Below are 17,013 nucleotides of genomic sequence, written 5' to 3'. Positions count from 1 at the left end.
CAAAGCAATTAACGCAAAAAACACCCGGTCGGATAATTTTTCTCGACCAACCGACGCCCCGAAACGCTGAACGCCTTCGGGCACTGGCATATACGCATTGCGGCGGCAAGCCCAAAAGCTAGCACGCGATTGAATGCCCGCAACGCGGGCAGCTCCACCGTCTTGGCGGTTTTTGAGGGCTGAGCGGCTACCGCGCAGCCATGGGCGGCCGGCACCGAAAAGCGCCTTGCGCGGTGACGTCCCAGGTGCGAAACCCGTGGGCGCGCAGGCTGGAATCCTGCCGGGCGACGTACCATATTTTACAAGAAGAGTCGAACACTACCTGGGTTTTCTTGCCAAAAACGGCCGCCACGGTTTCGGGTTTGAGGCGGGCGTTGCGGCGCAGCACCAGCACATCCAGCGGCACGGGCCGGGTGGCCGAGGAAATGCGGTTGGAAACGAAGCCGATGCGCAAGCCGCGCCAATGGGCCACCACCACGGGCCCGGGCTTCATAAACAGGTGCTCGTTGGCACTGTCGGGGTCGGCGAGGCGCTGCACGGGAATGGTGGTATGGCGCCAGCCCACCGAATACGTGGGGTGCGTGGCTTGGCGCCGTATCAGGCCCGGCAGCAGGCGGTACGTGCGCTCGGTTTCGTTCAGGGCCACCGAGTCGGGCGTCACAAACTCGGCCGCCGCGCCCTGCCAGAACCCCACGGCCGAGCGCCGCGGAATGCTGTACACGATGAACTCCTCGGTGGGCGCCACGGCGCGGGCCTCGGCTACCCGGGTGCCCGCGTAGAGGAGCAGGATGCCCGCCGACCAACTCAGCCAGCCCAGCCGGCGGGTGTTGGCCCAGGCCAGCAGGGCGCCAATGAGGAAAAATAGCAGCACCGTTTGCAACGCCGTAACGTGCACTTCGCGGATGACCGAACCCGACATGACGCGGCTCACCCAGAAAATGTATTCATTGAAGGCCCACACCATTTTTTCAAAAAGGTAGGCCACGCCGCGCGGCAGCCAATCGAGCGCGGGGCCGGCGGCGGGCAACAGGGCGGTCACGGCTGCGGTAATTCCTTTAAGCAGCAACAAGCCCAGGCCCACGTACACGGCGCCGCTCGAGATGGGCACGGCCCCCAGGTTGGAAAGCAGGAAGCTGAGCGGAAATTGGTGAAAATAGTAGAGCCCCAGCCCAAACGTGGCCACCTGCGCGGCCAACGACAGCGCCGTGGCTTTCCAGACCAAATCGAGAAACCAGCCACTGCCGCGCCACGCCCACTGCACCGGCCGGGATTGCCAAGGCCGGCGCCGGGCATAGAAATAGCCTTCCACGTCGAGCCAGCCCGCGATGCGCGGCTGCAAGTACACGATGCTGAGCACCGCCAAAAACGACAATTGGAAGCCGACATCGGCCACGATGAACGGATTGAAAACCAGCAGCGCAAAAGCGGCCGCGCCCAGCGTGTTAAATATCATATCCTGCCGCCCCGTGGCGCGCCCCAGAATCACAAACGTGAACATGACCGTGGCCCGCAGCACCGACGCCGACAAGCCCGTGAGAAAAGCGTAGCTCCAGATAACAACCAAACCCACCAGCGCCGACCACACCTGAAAGCCCCGCACCCGCCCAAACAGCACCCGCAACAGCCACGACATGGCCGCAAACAGCAGCCCCACCTGCAAGCCCGAAACGGCCATAATGTGGGTGGTGCCGGTGTTGGTGTAGGCCTGCTTGGTTTCTGCGTCCACATCGTCCTTGATGCCCAGCACCAACGCCGAAGCAATGGCGTACTCACGCTTGGCCTTAATGTATTGCCGGAAAACGCCGTCGAGCTGCGTCGCAGCTCGCATACTGATGGCAATCAGCACATTTGGCGGCGCAATGCGCAGCAGGCGGTACTGGTCGAGGTGAATGTATTGCTGGTGGTATACCTGCCGGTACTCCAAGTAGCGGCGGTAGTCAAACTCGCCGGGATTGAGCGGAGCCTTGCTCAGGTCGGGGTGTCCCCGAATGAGCCACACTTCGCCGTAGCTCGGCTGGGCAATTCCGGCTACCCGGGGCAGCGAAACCCGCACGCCGCCCGTGGCTTTACGCCAGCGGCCGGCCACCCGCACCGCCTGCACGCGCAGGGTGGTGGCGTACGTAGCCGCCCGCACCACCACGTAATCGTCCACCACGGCCTGATAAGATTCGACCTGGTCGGCGAAGCGGGAAAGGTGGTCGGCGCGGCGGCTTTCGGTGGCGCGTTGCGTGAGGGCGGCTCCCAGCAGCGCCACCGCAAGTAGCGCCACCGTGCCGGCAGCATCGGTGGCGGCCGGGCTGCGCTGCCTCACGCTCCAAAATATAAGCAGCACGGCAGAAATCGCCAGTGCCAAGGCATAAGGCCACAATTCGGGCCAGCCCTCGCCGAGGTTGAGAAAGGCCACGATGCCGATAATCAGCGCAGGGGTGTACCGCACGAATGGAAAAGCAGCCCAGGTAATCATGGCTCGGAGATAGTTGGTAGAGAGGAAAGTATTGGCCTAGCAATGTAAGCGTTTATGCAGCATACCCGCCTCCTGCCGCCCCCTTCCACTCCCCAAGCCCCTATCTTGCTCCTCTAAAATCTGTTGCTACCGATGTTCTCCTTCCTGCGCCGCCTCAAGCTCAGCTACGCCGCCTACAACCTGTTCCAGCGCGCCAGGCTGGCCCACAACCTGCCGCTGTACCAGCGGTTGGGCCTGAAAAAGCAGTACTTCTCCCCCATCAGCAGCCGCGACTTTGCCCACTTGGCGCCCACGGCGGGCCTGCCGCCCACACCGCCCTTGGCGGAGCGACTGGCGGCCAGCCCGGCGTTTCGGGCATTGCCGGCCGCCAGCCAAGCCAGTTTGCTGGCCTTTGAAGACAACGGCTACGCCATTCTGCCCGGGTTTTTAAGTACTGAGGCGGTTGATGCCATCAATCAGGACTTGGCAAATCTTATTGCCACCAAGCAGATTGACTTGCGCTACCGCAACAAGTTCATGTTTGCCTTCCGCAAGTCGGCGCCCATTCGCGATGCGGGCGAGGGCTCTCTGCGGGCGCTGGTGGCCGGTCTGCTCGGGCACGAAACCACGCTGTTTCAGAGCATTAACTTCCTCACAGGCAGCGAGCAACACACCCATTCCGATAGTATTCACATGAGCACCTTTCCGCTGGGGGGCATGGCGGCGGCCTGGGTGGCATTGGAAGACATCACCCCGGGCAATGGCCCGCTGCACTATTACCCCGGCAGCCACAAGCTTCCTTATTACCTTAATGCTGACTACGCCAACGAAGGCAGCACCTGGCTAACCGGCGACAAGGAATACACGGCCTACGAAGCCTACATCGCCCGCCGCATTGCCGAGGCCGGCATCGAGAAGCAGGTGTTCCTGGCCCGCAAAGGCGACGTTTTTGTGTGGCACGCCAACCTGATGCACGGCGGCGAGCCACACCTCGACAAAGCCCAAACCCGCAAGAGCATGGTGTTTCACTACTTCAGCCGCGCCCATATCTGCTACCACGAAATCACGCAGCGGCCGGCCCTGCTGGGATAACCCACTATCGGCCTACCCCAGCACCATCTTGTAGTGCTGAATATTCGCTTCTTCGAACATTTCCCCTTCTTTCTTAAAGCCGTGCCGCTCGTAGAAAGGGATGGCGCGTAGCTGCGCATTGAGGTACACTTCCGCATCAGGAAGCTCAGTTCGGACGTCGGCAAGCACGGCGTGTAGCAAGGCGGCGCCAATTTCCTGGTTCCGGAAGTTGGCCAGCACCGCAAAGCGCTCCAGTTTCACGCCGTTTTCGGTTTCGCGCCAGCGGGCGGCGCCGGCAGGCGTGCCATCGGCGGCGCGGGCCAGGTAGTGGCGGGCGTCGGTGCGGTCGTGCGCGTCGTGCTCTTTGGCAGCCGGCACGCCCTGCTCTTCCTGAAATACTTGCTCCCGGATGGTGAAAGCGGCGTCGAGGTCTCGCAGGTCGGTGACCCGGTAGGCGGTAGCGGACATGGATTTAGCGTCATAAAACTGTCATCCTGCGCTTGCAAAGGACCTTGCCACGTTTGAACTCGCCGTTCAGCCGGGATAAGGTCCTTCGCAAGCGCAGGATGACAGGTGTTTCGTTTAGGGAGTAATTACAGCGGCTGCTCCTGGTTCACAGGCAGCTCGGTTTCGGTTTGCTGCTGCAGTTCCAGCAGCCGGCGCTCGTGGCGCTCGTCGCGGCGGAGGCCATTCTGCTGGGCCTGGCGGCTCGTTTCCTCGGTGTCGAACTTGTCGTAGGCTTCCACAATTTCCTTCACCAAGCGGTGGCGCACCACGTCTTCCGAGGTCATTTCGACGTAGCCAATTCCTTGCACGTTTTTCAGAATATCCATGGCCTGCATCAGGCCCGATTTCTGGCGCGTGGGCAAGTCAATCTGACTGCGGTCGCCGTTCACCATTACCTTGGCTGTGGGCCCCATGCGGGTCAGAAACATCTTAATCTGGCTCGGGGTGGTGTTCTGGGCCTCGTCGAGCAGCACAAACGCGTTGTTCAAGGTGCGGCCGCGCATGTAAGCCAGCGGGGCAATTTCGATGATTTTATTCTCCTGGTAAAATTTCAGCTTTTCGGCCGGAATCATGTCCTCCAGGGCATCGTAAATAGGCCGCAGGTAAGGGTCTACCTTCTCTTTCATGTCGCCGGGCAGGAAACCGAGGCTTTCGCCTGCTTCCACCACGGGACGGGAAATGATGATTTTTTTCACCTCCTTGTTCTTGAGGGCCCGCACGGCCAGGGCCACCGAAATGTAGGTTTTGCCGGTACCGGCGGGGCCCAGCGTGAACGTCAGGTCGTGCGCCATGACGGTATCCACGAGCTTTTGCTGGTTGGGCGTTTTGGCTTTGATGACCCCGCCCTTGGCCCCGAACAGGATAACATCAGGCGAGGCGGCCAGCACGCGGCCTTCGGCCTCCTCACTAGTGGCCGAAAGGTACTGATTCACGGTCTTATCAGTAATCTGACCGTACTGGTGGTAGTGCTCGATGAGCGAGGAAAGCAGGTCGTTGATGCGGGCAATGACTTCCGTCTGGCCCTGGATTTTTATTTCATTGCCCCGGCTGATGATTTTCGACCCGGGAAAGGCCGCAGCCAGCTGGCGAATGTTCTGATTGTCCGGGCCCAGGAAATCGACCAAGGACATGTTTTCGAGGATGATGATTTTTTCGACCAAGTGGGAAGAGAGGGGGAAAAGAGGTAGGGTGACAAAAAACAGCCCGTTTTCACCCTAAACCGGCTACTTTTGCCGGGGTTCAGGTGAATGAACAATACTACGAAAAACTACCGAACGAAGGCATGGGGTTGATAACGTTGCTGACAGATTTTGGCTACCGCGACCACTACGTGGCGGCGCTAAAAGCGCGGCTGTTGCAGCTGGCTCCGGCCACTACGGTGGTCGACATCAGCCACGGCGTCGAACCCTTCAACATCGCGCACGCCGTTCACGTTCTCCAATCGGTATTCCGGGATTTTCCCCTTGGCACGGCGCACGTCATCGGCGTCGATGACCACGGCGCCGGTCCCGAGCCGGGCTGGCAAGCCGCACTTTACCAAGGCCATTATTTTGTGGCCGGCGACAATGGCATCATTGCCCTGCTCACCAACGGCGCGCCCGAGGCCTTGGTGGCGCTGCCCGCGGCGGTCAGCTCCTCGCCCACCCGCGACGTGCTGCTGCCCGCCGCCGTCACCCTGGCCCAGGGCGCGGCGCTGTCCAGCATCGGCCCGCTCGTCACGGCGTTCCACCAGCTCAACAACCGGCAACTGCGCTTGCAGGACCACCGCATTACCGGCCATGTGGCCCACGTCGACCACTACGGCAACCTCGTCACCAATATCTCGCGCACGGCCGTCGATGCCGTCGGGCACGGCCGCGGCTTTGCCATTCACTTCGGCCGCGATGTGGTGAAGGACGTGCACCCCCACTTTTCGGCCGCTCCTCCCGGCGAGGCCGTGGCCGTGTTCAACAGCCAGGACTGCCTGTGCTTGGGCATTTGCCAGGGCAACGCCTCCGAGCTGCTGGGGCTGCACTTCGATTCGCAGATTGACGTGCGCTTTCAGGCAGATTAGCACGCCTCCCATCGGCAGCTTTTATAATTACCAGACAGCGCTCCATCACTGGCCATAACCAGAACGTGCTGCGGAGTTGCATCGAGCAACTCCGCAGCACGTTCTGGTTTGATAGCGCAATGCTTTCATCTATTTTCTGATTAAGAATCAGAAAACGGATACCTTATTTCAGTGCGCCTTTCAGGTCGCTGGCCGCAACGGCCTGGGCAGCTTTGGCTTCGGGCACCACGGCGGCCATGCCGAAGAACTCGTGGGTAGTGCCGTTATAGAGCTTGTAATTCACTTTCACGCCTGCGGCTTCCAGCTTATCGGCCAGCGTGCGGCCTTCGCTCAGCAGCGGGTCGTACTGGGCGGCAATGATGGTGGTGGCAGGCAGGCCTTGGAGGTTGGCCGCCACCAGGTTGATGCGCGGGTCTTTGCCGTCGGCCGGTGTGCGCAGGTAATGTTTGAAAAACCACTCCATCCCGGCCTTATTCAGGGGCATGGTTTCGGTATTGCTTTGGTAAGAAGGCGTGGTGGTGGCCGAACCGGCGATGGGGTACACCAAAAGCTGGTACTTGGGCAGAGCCACTTTGCGGTCGCGCGCCATCATGCTCACGGCGCAGGCTAGGTTGCCACCGGCACTCTCCCCCGCTACGGCCACTAAGCCAGGGTTGCCTTTAATGCTGGCGGCATTTTTCAGTACCCACTGGTAAGCCGCAAACGAGTCGTCGTGGGCCGTGGGGAATTTTTTCTCAGGTGCTTGGCGGTAGGCCACTGATACCACCACGGCCCCGGTTTGCTCGCACAAAGCCTGCGCCGAGGCGCCATATGTATCGAGGTTGGCAATTACCCAGCCGCCGCCGTGGTAGTACACCACCACCGGATAGGGCGCCGTGCCGCCCTTGGGCGTGTAGATGCGCGCTTTCACGCCGGGCATCAGGGTTTTGCTGGTGGTGTCGCAGTTAAGGGGCGGCGCAGCGATATTGCTCACGCGCATTTGCTTCATGGCGGCTTCGGTGGGGCCGGCTTGCTTGCGGGCTTGCGCGGGGGTTAGCTCCGGCAGCGGCTTGGGGTCGAAACTTTTGAGCTGCTCGATTACGGCCTGCATCTCGGGCTTGAGGTCGGGGCCCCAGGCAGGCTTGGCCCCGGTGGGCCGCACCGAGCCGCTAGCACCGCCCGCGGTGGCGGTCGTGTCGGAGGTAACGGTGGCTTCGTCCGATGTACCCGAGGTATTTGCGCCGCCCTCCGAGTTGGTCGGCTGGCTATTGCAACTGCTCAGCAACAGGCCGGCGACCACGGCTAAGGCAAGTGATTGGAGAGAAATTCTTTTCATAAGAATAAGAGCTTGGTAAAAGGGGAAATGAGATAAATGCAAATGCTTACGGACAAAGAAATCTGAGGTTAGCCTTATTGCACTTTTTACCGCTTTTTTAGAATACCAGCCTGCTGGTGTGGTTGCATCTATTGTCTTAGATAGAATTCAATCGATTGTCGTCATTTCCAAGTTTTTTCATCATTCGATTTTAGGTTTATATTTTTTTAATAAAACAATGGAAGTAGCTCAGAATCTTCTAATTATATTATGCTGCCAATGAGGTATTAGGTAAATTTGTCTCTGCTTATAAAAATTACTTTACTCGTAAATGACAAAACGCTACGCTCTCGTGGTGATGCTGGCTTTGGTACTGGGCATTCGGCCAGCCTATGCCCAAACCACTTCCAAAAAAGTAGTTCTCCAAGCCTTCTGGTGGGATTATTATAATGAAACGTACCGCTTCAAGTGGGCCGACTACCTCACCGAGCTGGCTCCGCGCTTGAAGGGCTTGGGCATTGATGCGGTGTGGATTCCGCCCACGCCCAAAAACAAAAACGCCACCAACGACGTGGGCTACTCGCCCTTCGACCACTACGACCTCGGCGACAAGTACCAGAAAGGCGACACCCGCACCCGCTTCGGCTCGAAAGATGAGTTCCTGCGCATGGTGGCCGTGCTGCACGCCAACGGCATTGAAGTCATTCAGGACGTGGTGCTCAACCACATCGACGGTGCCGGCGGCAGCAACGGCGAAGGCGGCCAAGACCCGGACAGCTACTCCATGCAAACCAATGGCGGCTACAAAACCTTCCGCTACGCATCGTTCGGCACGCCCCTGCCCCAAACGGGCGGCGAAAGCGCCACGGACTACCTGAGCCGCCGGGGCCGCTGGTCGAAGAACTACACCAACTTCCACCCCCACCTGGGGCACAACAGCACGTCCGGCAACCTGGCCGACCCGATGTTCGGGCCAGATTTCTGCTTTGGCGACGATGGTGGTGGCAACGGCTACGGCGGACTGAGCGGTGCCATTACCAGTCAATTCCCTAACGCTTTCAACCCCACCCAAACCAGCGGCTACTCGCGCAACGAGGCGCGCAACTGGATAGTGTGGATGAAGAAGCAAACCGGCGTGGACGGCTTCCGCTGGGATGCCGTGAAGCATTTCTCCTACGCGGTGCAGCAGGACCTGAGCTACAACCTGAAATACAACGCCGGCTGGGCCAACGGGGGCGAAACCATGTTCAACGTGGGCGAATACGTGGGCAATAAATCCGAGCTCGACAACTACACCACCACCGTGAACGGCCAGAACGGCGGCAGCGATTTCCTCTCGGGCACGTTCGACTTTGGCCTGCGCGAAGGCATTTACAGTATGGTGTACAGCAACGGGGGCTTCGACATGGGCAACCTGCCCAGCCGCCAGCAAGACCAGCGCGTGGCCTACTACAGCAATTCCAATACGTACGTGCACCGCACGGTGCCCTTCGTGAACAACCACGACACCTTCCGGCCCCAGCTCACCAACGGCAATTATTCGGGCTGGAACACGGGGAGCGAGTTGGCTCCGCACATCGACCCCTTCGAGCCCCGGCTTTCGGCGGCTTATGCCGTGGCCCTGGCCATGGACGGCTCGCCGCAAATCTTCTTTGAAGACTTGTTTAATATCGGCAACACCGGCAAGCGCTTCAACCACGAACCGGCCAATACCATCGACCTGCCCGTGCGCAGCGATTTGGAAAACCTCATCTGGTGTCACCAGAACCTGCACTTCAAAGACGGCGCCTACCGGGTGCGCTACCAGGCTCAGGACCACCTCGTGCTTGAGCGCAGCACCAAAGCGCTGATTGGCATCAACGACCAGTGGGCAACTTGGCAGAATAACGACGTGCAGACGGATTTTGCCGTCGGCACCCGGCTCCACGACTATTCCGGGGCCAATGGCAACGACGTCAAAACGGTTTACCTCGGCAACGACGGCAACAAGTACGTAAACATCAACACGCCGCCCTGCAACGGCACGGCCGCCCAAGGCCGACGCGGCTACTCGGTGTGGGCCCCCGAAAACCAAGGCACGACCTACGCCCCGGGCCGCACGGCCCAAACCACCCAGGAGTGGGAAATGGCCGACGACCTCGGCGACCTGCACTGCAGCAGCTTGGGCCAGGGCGGCGCCCTGCCCAGCAACTCCACCAACTCGCGCGTGGTGGGCAAGATTTATGTGCAAGCCGGCATGCCGGTGACCTACGACCTCTTTCCGGCCAACGGCTCCAACAGCCACAGCCTCACCATCGGGCTGTTCGACCTGCGGGGCAATCAGCTCAGCAGCGCCAGCGGCGTGGCTTCGGCCAGCGGCTTGTTCACCCCTGCTTTTACGGGCTGGTACGTGCTCAAGGTGCACAACACCCTTGCTACCACCCCTGGCCAGCGCTGCTTCGTGAAAGCGAGCTACACGGCGCCGCCGGCCGTGAATACCCGCATTGAGGTTCAGCCCCGAAACACCGTGGCCATCTGGACCGGCAACAACAATACCGCCGACCCCGGCGACTGCCGCAACTGGGAAAATGGCGTGGAGCCCTCCCCCAACACCGACGTTCTGGTTCCGGCTGGCACCAGCTTCGTGCCCCTGCTGGGCACGGGCACCCTGGCCGCCCGCAACCTCACCGTCGAGTCCGGCGCCAGCCTCACCTTGGCGGCTGGCACCACCCTGCGCCTGAGCGGCAACCTCACGGTAACCGGCACCTTTTCCGGCACTGGCACCCTGGAGCTAACCGGCAGCACGCAGCAGATAGTGAGCACTAGCGCACCCCTGGCCTTAAGCAATCTGACCATCAACAACCCGGCTGGCGCACGCTTATTCAGCTCCGTCAGCATTAGCAACGCGCTTACGTTCAGTGCGGGCCGCTTGGTAATCGAGAACAACACCCTGACTTTGGGCAATGCGGCTACGGTGACCGGCGCCTCCGCCAGCAGCTACGTGGTAACGCCCGATGCGGCCGCTGCGAGCGGCGGCGTGGTGCGGCCGGTGCCGACGGGTGGCACGCCCGTGGTTTTCCCAGTGGGCACGGCTACTTCGTACACGCCACTCACGCTTGCCAACACGGGGGCCAGCACCAGCTTCCGGGTCCGTACTTTCAGCGGGCTACTTGCCAACGGCACCAGCGGCACCAGCGGCACGGCTTTCGATAAACAAGCCGAATTTGTGAACCGTACCTGGGAGGTTATTCCCACGCTCGGCACAGAGCCGGTGGCGACCGTAAGCGTGCAGTTCAACGCACTGGACCAGAACCCTGATTTTGACTTAAGTAAGGCCAGCTTGTACCGAAATGCGGGCGGCACCGGAGCTTCCTGGGCTTCTTTGGGCAAGGCCATCGCCAATGGCAGCGGGCCGTACGTAGTCAGCACTGCCGGAATCAGCTCGTTCGGGACATTTGCCGTGGGCAATTACACGGCGCCGCTGCCTGTCACGCTTGTCCGTTTTGAGGCCGCCCGCACGGGTTACGCCAGCACCCGGCTGGCCTGGGCCACGGCCATGGAACACAACAATGCCGGCTTTGACGTTGAAAAGTCAGCCGATGGCCGCAGCTTCCAGCGCCTTGCCACCGTGCCCGCTCGGGGCAACAACCAACCCGGCACCTATCGCTACGACGACCTCGACGCGCCCGCCGCCGCGTACTACCGGCTACGCCAGCGTGACCTTGACGGGAGCACCACTTTCAGCCCCGTGGCGTACGTGAGCGCCAATTTCAGCCCCTATTACGTGGCCCCCAACCCCAGCCACGGTGGCACGGTGCAACTGCTCGGCGGCCCCGCCCTCGCCGATGACGTGCCATTGCGCCTCACGCTCAGCACCGTGCTGGGCCAGGTGCTGCTTGCCCCAGCCCCGGCCACCCGGGCCGACTTAGCAGGGCAGCTTGGGACGGCCCTACGCCGCGCCGCGCCGGGCTTGTACCTGCTCACGGTTTCCGGTCCCGATGGACTGAGCCAGCGCGTGCGGGTAGTGCGGGAATAGCCACGTTGCCGCACCACCAAAAAAGCCAAGCCTCCGTAGAGGCTTGGCTTTTTTGGTGCAAGGAACTTCCGGTAAGACCCACGCGGCGGCCTTAACAGAAGCTGATTTATCGGAGTTTTAGTTACTACGGAGCCGTAGTAGCTGCCCCGGTGCTATCCGTTGCAACGGTCGTAGCCGTGCTGTCGGAAGCTTCGTTGGTTTCACTAGGAACCACGGTGGCTGTTTTGTCGACTTCGGTGGCGGTAGGCTGGCTGTTGCAGCTGCTCAGCAGCAAACCGGTGGCCAAGGCGGGGGCCAGGAGCCAAGGCATCTTGGCGGAGCGGAAGGGATTATGTAGCATGAGAACAGTTGGTATGAAGGCAGTGGTATGAATTTATTGACTAACCTTTACGGCTGTTCAGTTTATGAGTTGGCATTTTTGCACTTTCGCAGCCATCCTTCTGCTGCCAACCACTTCTGTACGCCCTTCCATTATGCTCATTCGAATTGTCCGCATGACCTTTGCTGCCGAGCAGGTACCGGCTTTTTTGGCCCTGTTTCGCGAGTCCGAAAACCGAATTCGGCAGCAGCCCGGCTGCCGGCACCTCGAGTTGTGGCAGGACGCGCAGAACCCAGCCATCTACTGCACCTACAGCCATTGGGACGATGCGGCGGCGCTCGATGCCTACCGCAAATCAGCTCTTTTTGGGGAGGTGTGGCCAGCCACCAAGCGGCTGTTTGCGGCGCCGCCGGTGGCTTTTTCGGTCAATCCGGTGGGGTAGCCGTACTACCTGTTTCTTTGTTTCACTCCTGTTGCGTTCCAGTTTCATGTCCTCCGACTACTTCTCTTTCTACGGCCTGCCCGAGTCTTTCCATCCCGATGAAGCGGCCCTCAAGCGCCTTTACTACGCCAAAAGCCGCGAAACCCACCCCGATTTTCACGCCACTTCCTCGGCCGACAACCAGGCCGAGATGTTGCAACAGGCCACTGTCAACACCGATGCCTACCGCACCCTGGCTGACCCCGATAAGCGCATGGCTTATATTCTGCGCCAGCACGGCTTGCTGGAGGAAAGCAAACAGGAGCCGCTCCCACCCGATTTTTTGATGGACATGATGGACCTCAACGAGCAGTTAATGGACCTGGAACACGCCCCCGACGCCTCCACCATGGCCCAAGTTAGCAGTGAAGTGCAGGCAATTGCCGATACGTTGGACGCCGGCATCGAGCCCGTACTGGCTGGCTATGAAGGACTACCGAGCGACCATCGTCCGGCCGCGCTGCACCAAATCCGTACCTACTACCTAAAAAAACGGTATCTATTGCGCATCCAGCAGCAAGTTGCTACCTTTGCAGCCCGCTCCTGATACCGGCAGAGCGGAATTGTTCTGAAAGTTCATCCTGCCCGGATGGCGGAACCGGTAGACGCGTTGGTCTCAAACACCAATACCGCAAGGTGTGCCGGTTCGACTCCGGCTCCGGGTACTGTAGTTCATTTTCCGAAGGCCCCACAAGCTTGATTTCTGGCAGCAGAAGCAGTTTATGGGGCTTTCTGTTGTTAATGGTCAAAGGGTATATCTGGTTTGTTGCACTTTTGTAGCTCATCCCCGAAAACCTGTATTCTCGATGCCTTTCCCTGCTCGTTTGCTCCGCACCCAACACCTAATCGGTGGCATTAGCCTGATTACGGCCGTTTTTCTCTCCGGCTGCGGACGGCCTACTACTGGTTCAGCATCGCAGGACTACTTGGTGTATGTGGGCACAAACGTGGGTTCCGCTGAGGAAAACACGATTTTCCTGTACCGCCTCTCCCCCGCCACCGGTGCCCTAACCCGGGTGAGTGCCCAGCGTGGCGGGGCCAGCCCTACATACCTGACCCTATCGGAAGGCCAGCGCTTTTTGTACGCGGTCAACGAAACGCAGACGTTCCGGGGAATGAAGAGCGGCAGCGTTCGGTCCTATGCCGTTGACCGGCGCACCGGCAACCTCACGCTGCTGAATGAGCAGCCTTCTACCGGCGCTTCGCCCTGCTACATCAGCCTCGACCGGAGCGGAAAAGCCGCGTTGGTGGCCAATTACGTGGGTGGCAACGTGAGCTTGCTGCCGGTGCTGGCCGACGGCCAACTGGCGCCTCCCTCTTCCACCAGCCAGCACGCGGGCAAAGGCCCGCACCAAAACCAGGACGGCGCGCACGCCCACTGCATTATTGCCGACCCCGCCAATGCCTACGCCTTTGCCGTGGATTTGGGGACCGACCGGGTATATCGGTACCGGTTGAACGCGGCCCAGGGCCAACTGACGCAAATGGCTGAGCCCGCTTTTGTGGCCCGGCCCGGTGCGGGGCCGCGCCACCTCACCTTCCACCCCAATGGCAAGCGGGCGTACCTCATCAACGAACTAAACTCAACCATAACGGCGCTGGACTACGACGCCGCCGGGCAGTTTCGCGAGCACCAAACCCTCTCGGCGCTGCCGGTGGGCTACGCAGGAGCAAATTCCTGCGCCGACATCCACGTATCGCCCGATGGCCGGTTCCTGTACGCCTCCAACCGGGGCCACAACAGCATCGCCGTTTTCAGCATCGACGCGGCCAGCGGCACCCTGACATCGGTGCAGGATGTGGATACGCAGGGCAAGACGCCCCGGAATTTCACGCTTGACCCCTCGGGCCGCCTGTTGCTGGTCGCCAATCAAAACTCCAACAACATCGTTACGTTCCGGGTTGACCAGAAAACCGGACAACTCACCCCAACTGGCCAAACGGTGGAAGTACCATCGCCTATGTTTCTCCAGGTGGTAGAGGATTTCACTAAGTAAAGCGGCCTCAAGTAAAGCGGCCTCTTTTTTGGGCCTCTAACGCACGTGGGCGCGGGCAATAGGTTTTGCCTGTGTAGCGCTTTGGTCGTCGTTAAAGAGGCTTTGTACTACCGCTACAGCTTCTTTGGCGCTGCTGGCCCAGCCATCGGCGCCGATGCTCTCCCACAACGCCTCATCTCGGGCAAATGGCCGGCCGCCCACGAGCACCCGCACGTGCTGGGTGGCGGCATCACGGCGCAACGAGGTCACCAGCTCGCGCAGCAACGGCACGTGGTGCGGCATTGAGGCCGCCGCGAGCAGCAGGTCCACGCCCTGCTCGGCGGCCATGGCCCGGATGCTTTCGAGGGGCGTGCTGGCTCCCAGGTAACTGACGTTCCAGCCCTCGTACTCCAGAAAATCGGCCACCATTTGCAAGCCCAACGTGTGCAGGTCGCCGGCCACACAGGCGGCCAGCAGGTGGCGGCCGTTGCGGGGCGTGCGCTGGAAATATGGCTGAAATTGCGCCATCAGACTGGCCGTGGCGGCGGTGCAGTAGTGCTCCTGGGCCACGCTGATGGTGCCGCTGTGCCACAAATTGCCCACTTCGCGCTGGGCCGGCTGCAGCACATCGAGGTAAATGTCACGGACATCAACTCCGTTTTCGGCTTCGTCTAAAAGTAGTCGTTGCGCGGCGGGGCGGTCGGCGGCTAATAACAGTTTCAGGTAACCAGAAGCCAATGCGGAAAGCTCATCCGTTCTCGCCGCCGACTCTTTGCCGGGCACCGCCGGCGTCGGATCTGCGGAGAGCGAATTGGTTACGGCGCTCAGTACGGTGGCGGCCAGGGCGTACTGGCCTACGCTCAACCGCAGCAGCACGGCTTTGCGGATGGCGGCTATCTGCTCCAAAGCAGATTCGGCGCCGGCCTGTTCGCTAACCTGGCTCATGTGCGCTTCAAAAAGCGCCGGGCTATCCATGAGAATGGCATTCGCCAGTGCGAGCAGGTGTTGCTTGAGTTGTTCGGGGTTCGTCGGGGCGGTGCCGGTGCCAGCAGCCGTACTGCTAGAAGGAAGTCCTAACTGATTAACTGCATAGTCAGCCAGGGCATCCAGTTCCTGATACAGCCGTTGGGCTGCATGCTCGCGCAAAACATCGGTGGTGGGCAAAGTAGTCGGATTCTAATGTAGAGTATCGAGATAGTAATAAAGCACCCGCTATTTACGGCACTTTAACCAAACAGGATACACCCGCCCAGTAACGCACGTCAGCAAATACTACGTAAAGTTATAATTTTCAAAAACTTATTCTTCAAAACCCCGTGCCCTACACTGCGACGCCCACCAGCCATTTTTGAGCCGCTTGGAGGGTGGAAAAACGCTGAAAGACGAAGCTAGTGGGCGCCCCCACCACCACCGATTGGGTGGAAAGGCGATGGAGTGGGTTTTCTCCTTCCACGATGGCGCAGTGGCGGGTCCGGGCCTGGGCCATGGCCCGCGGAATCCAGTTCTGGGTGAGCCATTCCTGCGCCTGCGCTGGCAGCGGGGCACGGTTGCCGTGTTCCGACAGGATTTTGCGCGTGTTTGAAGTTATCAACAGGGCCAAGACCTGCTCGTAGAATGCCTTCATGGCTTCCAGCGAAAACCGCTCCGAGCTCCAGGCCAAGCGCACGAACCCGTCCGGGTGGTGGTAAAGCTTGCCAGCCACACTTTGAAAATAAAGATTTTCCTTGGCAAAAGGCAGCGAATTCATGAGCAATGGAAGAAGCGCGGGGGAGCCCCCTCGTTGCTCCCAAAATTACACCGGGAAAGGGCAAGACTCGTTTCCCTACTCCAGCTATTTCGTACCCGCTGGCCCTTCGCCGGTGTTAATTTCGGCAACTACGGCCGTGCTGCCCCCGGCGTCGTCGTCGGTCACGAGCAGCACTTCCCAATGGCGGGGGCCCAGGGTGCGGCGCACGGCAATGCCTTCTACTTTGCCCAGGTAAGGGCGCCCATCGGGCCAAGCCAGCCGCACGAACGTCGCCTGCTGAGCGGCCCCACTTACCACACCCACAAACGAGCCCAGCACCGCGCCATCGAGCACCGCGTCCTCGGTGTCCTCCACGGAAGCCGTCACGAATAGCTGCTCCTGCACGAAGGTGGCGCCCGAAAATCCGGCCGCGCGGTTATTGATATAGGGCACGGGAAACTGCCGCGGAGCCTTCACGGTGGGGGCTTTGCCCACTCCAGCCAGGAATTGTAGGCAGTCCGCCAACGGCAGGCGGAACAGCAGCGCGCCTTCGACCTTCCCCACGGTCCGCTGAAATAATAACAGCTCGGCCGCAGTGGTTGCGGCCGCTTCAATGTTGACAACCGCGCCGGCGGGCAGTTGCGCACGCAGCAACTCGTAGAGCGGCGCTAAGTTTACCCGCAGCGGCGTGACGCCCGACACTGGCACGAACCAGCCGGTTTGCCGCGTCGGCGTGCTGCCCGAGCCCAGCACCAGCACGCCGGCCTGCCCGGTGGGCCAGGTGAGCGCCGTGAGGGCTTCCACATCGGGCTTGCTGCTTTTGGGAATGCGGCCGGTGCCAAATTCTGCGCTCTCGAACAGCCGCACCTGGGCCAGCAACGCCAGCGTAGCCGCATCCAGCAAGTACACAAACGGCGCGTCGTCGCTGATGACGTAGGCCACGGGGCCAATCAGTTCGATGCCGGAAGCGGAAGGTAGGCCGGGAATGGGGTTTTCGGAGAGGATGGTGGCGGTCATCTGGCTCTACTTACTGTGTGGAACATTCCAGGTGAGAAGTGCACTTTTCAGCTGGTTGTAGTTGACGCATCTCCTTACGCAGAACTTGGCCAAATGCGCAGCTCAATTCGG

General features: G+C 60.5%; 14 protein-coding genes and 1 tRNA gene. 7 read left to right on the top strand and 8 right to left on the bottom strand.

Annotation, left to right across the window (positions count from 1 at the left end):
* Positions 1–187: 187 nt before the first annotated feature.
* Entirely contained in the window at positions 188–2,464 is a 2,277-nt protein-coding gene (locus I2I05_RS10815; protein ID WP_196282261.1) for a ComEC/Rec2 family competence protein, read from the bottom strand.
* Positions 2,465–2,596: 132 nt separating this feature from the next.
* Here I2I05_RS10815 and I2I05_RS10810 point away from each other — a divergent pair, with 132 nt between their 5' ends.
* Positions 2,597–3,535 carry a phytanoyl-CoA dioxygenase family protein gene (locus tag I2I05_RS10810; protein WP_196282260.1) on the top strand — a complete coding sequence of 313 codons (939 nt, stop codon included), beginning with the start codon at positions 2,597–2,599 and terminating at the stop codon, positions 3,533–3,535.
* 12 nt (positions 3,536–3,547) lie between these two features.
* Here the strand turns inward: I2I05_RS10810 and I2I05_RS10805 are convergent, their stop codons facing one another.
* Positions 3,548–3,982 (bottom strand): GNAT family N-acetyltransferase, encoded by a 435-nt coding sequence (locus I2I05_RS10805; RefSeq protein ID WP_196282259.1) that lies wholly within the window; start codon positions 3,980–3,982, stop codon positions 3,548–3,550.
* Positions 3,983–4,107: 125 nt separating this feature from the next.
* Positions 4,108–5,181: a PhoH family protein gene (locus I2I05_RS10800; protein ID WP_196282258.1), complete on the bottom strand. Its 1,074-nt coding sequence runs from the start codon at positions 5,179–5,181 to the stop codon at positions 4,108–4,110.
* 83 nt (positions 5,182–5,264) lie between these two features.
* Here I2I05_RS10800 and I2I05_RS10795 point away from each other — a divergent pair, with 83 nt between their 5' ends.
* On the top strand, positions 5,265–6,074 hold the full coding sequence (locus I2I05_RS10795; RefSeq protein ID WP_317192341.1) for an SAM hydrolase/SAM-dependent halogenase family protein: 810 nt from the start codon (positions 5,265–5,267) through the stop codon (positions 6,072–6,074).
* A gap of 163 nt (positions 6,075–6,237) precedes the next feature.
* Here the strand turns inward: I2I05_RS10795 and I2I05_RS10790 are convergent, their stop codons facing one another.
* Positions 6,238–7,389, bottom strand: coding sequence for an alpha/beta hydrolase (locus tag I2I05_RS10790; RefSeq protein ID WP_196282257.1), 1,152 nt, complete (start codon positions 7,387–7,389; stop codon positions 6,238–6,240).
* 310 nt (positions 7,390–7,699) lie between these two features.
* On the opposite strand from I2I05_RS10790, the gene I2I05_RS10785 reads away from it, so the two are divergent.
* Positions 7,700–11,383, top strand: coding sequence for an alpha-amylase domain-containing protein (locus I2I05_RS10785; protein WP_196282256.1), 3,684 nt, complete (start codon positions 7,700–7,702; stop codon positions 11,381–11,383).
* A gap of 124 nt (positions 11,384–11,507) precedes the next feature.
* On the opposite strand, the gene I2I05_RS10780 is transcribed toward I2I05_RS10785, so the two are convergent.
* Positions 11,508–11,723, bottom strand: a complete 216-nt coding sequence (locus I2I05_RS10780) for a hypothetical protein (protein WP_196282255.1) — start codon at positions 11,721–11,723, stop codon at positions 11,508–11,510.
* A gap of 133 nt (positions 11,724–11,856) precedes the next feature.
* Between I2I05_RS10780 and I2I05_RS10775 the strand changes: the two genes are divergently transcribed.
* The 4 genes from I2I05_RS10775 to I2I05_RS10760 all read left to right on the top strand — a co-directional run bounded on the left by I2I05_RS10775 (position 11,857) and on the right by I2I05_RS10760 (position 14,180).
* The gene (locus tag I2I05_RS10775; protein ID WP_196282254.1) at positions 11,857–12,144 is read left to right on the top strand and encodes a putative quinol monooxygenase; all 288 of its coding nucleotides are present in this window, start codon (positions 11,857–11,859) and stop codon (positions 12,142–12,144) included.
* Between the two features lie 46 nt (positions 12,145–12,190).
* Positions 12,191–12,730 (top strand): iron-sulfur cluster co-chaperone HscB C-terminal domain-containing protein, encoded by a 540-nt coding sequence (locus tag I2I05_RS10770; protein ID WP_196282253.1) that lies wholly within the window; start codon positions 12,191–12,193, stop codon positions 12,728–12,730.
* Between the two features lie 36 nt (positions 12,731–12,766).
* A tRNA-Leu gene (locus I2I05_RS10765) sits at positions 12,767–12,848 on the top strand.
* Positions 12,849–12,989: 141 nt separating this feature from the next.
* The gene (locus I2I05_RS10760; protein WP_196282252.1) at positions 12,990–14,180 is read left to right on the top strand and encodes a lactonase family protein; all 1,191 of its coding nucleotides are present in this window, start codon (positions 12,990–12,992) and stop codon (positions 14,178–14,180) included.
* A gap of 36 nt (positions 14,181–14,216) precedes the next feature.
* On the opposite strand, the gene I2I05_RS10755 is transcribed toward I2I05_RS10760, so the two are convergent.
* From I2I05_RS10755 to I2I05_RS10745, 3 genes are all read right to left on the bottom strand, one after another.
* Entirely contained in the window at positions 14,217–15,323 is a 1,107-nt protein-coding gene (locus tag I2I05_RS10755) for a cobalamin B12-binding domain-containing protein (protein WP_196282251.1), read from the bottom strand.
* A gap of 157 nt (positions 15,324–15,480) precedes the next feature.
* On the bottom strand, positions 15,481–15,906 hold the full coding sequence (locus I2I05_RS10750) for a hypothetical protein (protein WP_196282250.1): 426 nt from the start codon (positions 15,904–15,906) through the stop codon (positions 15,481–15,483).
* A gap of 84 nt (positions 15,907–15,990) precedes the next feature.
* Complete coding sequence (locus I2I05_RS10745; RefSeq protein ID WP_196282249.1) at positions 15,991–16,902, bottom strand: DUF6929 family protein; 912 nt, start codon at positions 16,900–16,902, stop codon at positions 15,991–15,993.
* Positions 16,903–17,013 lie beyond the last annotated feature (111 nt).

The sequence above is a fragment of the Hymenobacter jeongseonensis genome, from assembly GCF_015694725.1.
Classification (GTDB): domain Bacteria; phylum Bacteroidota; class Bacteroidia; order Cytophagales; family Hymenobacteraceae; genus Hymenobacter; species Hymenobacter jeongseonensis.
The sequence above is the reverse complement of the archived record's forward strand: the minus strand, read 5'-3'. Positions and strand labels throughout refer to the sequence as shown.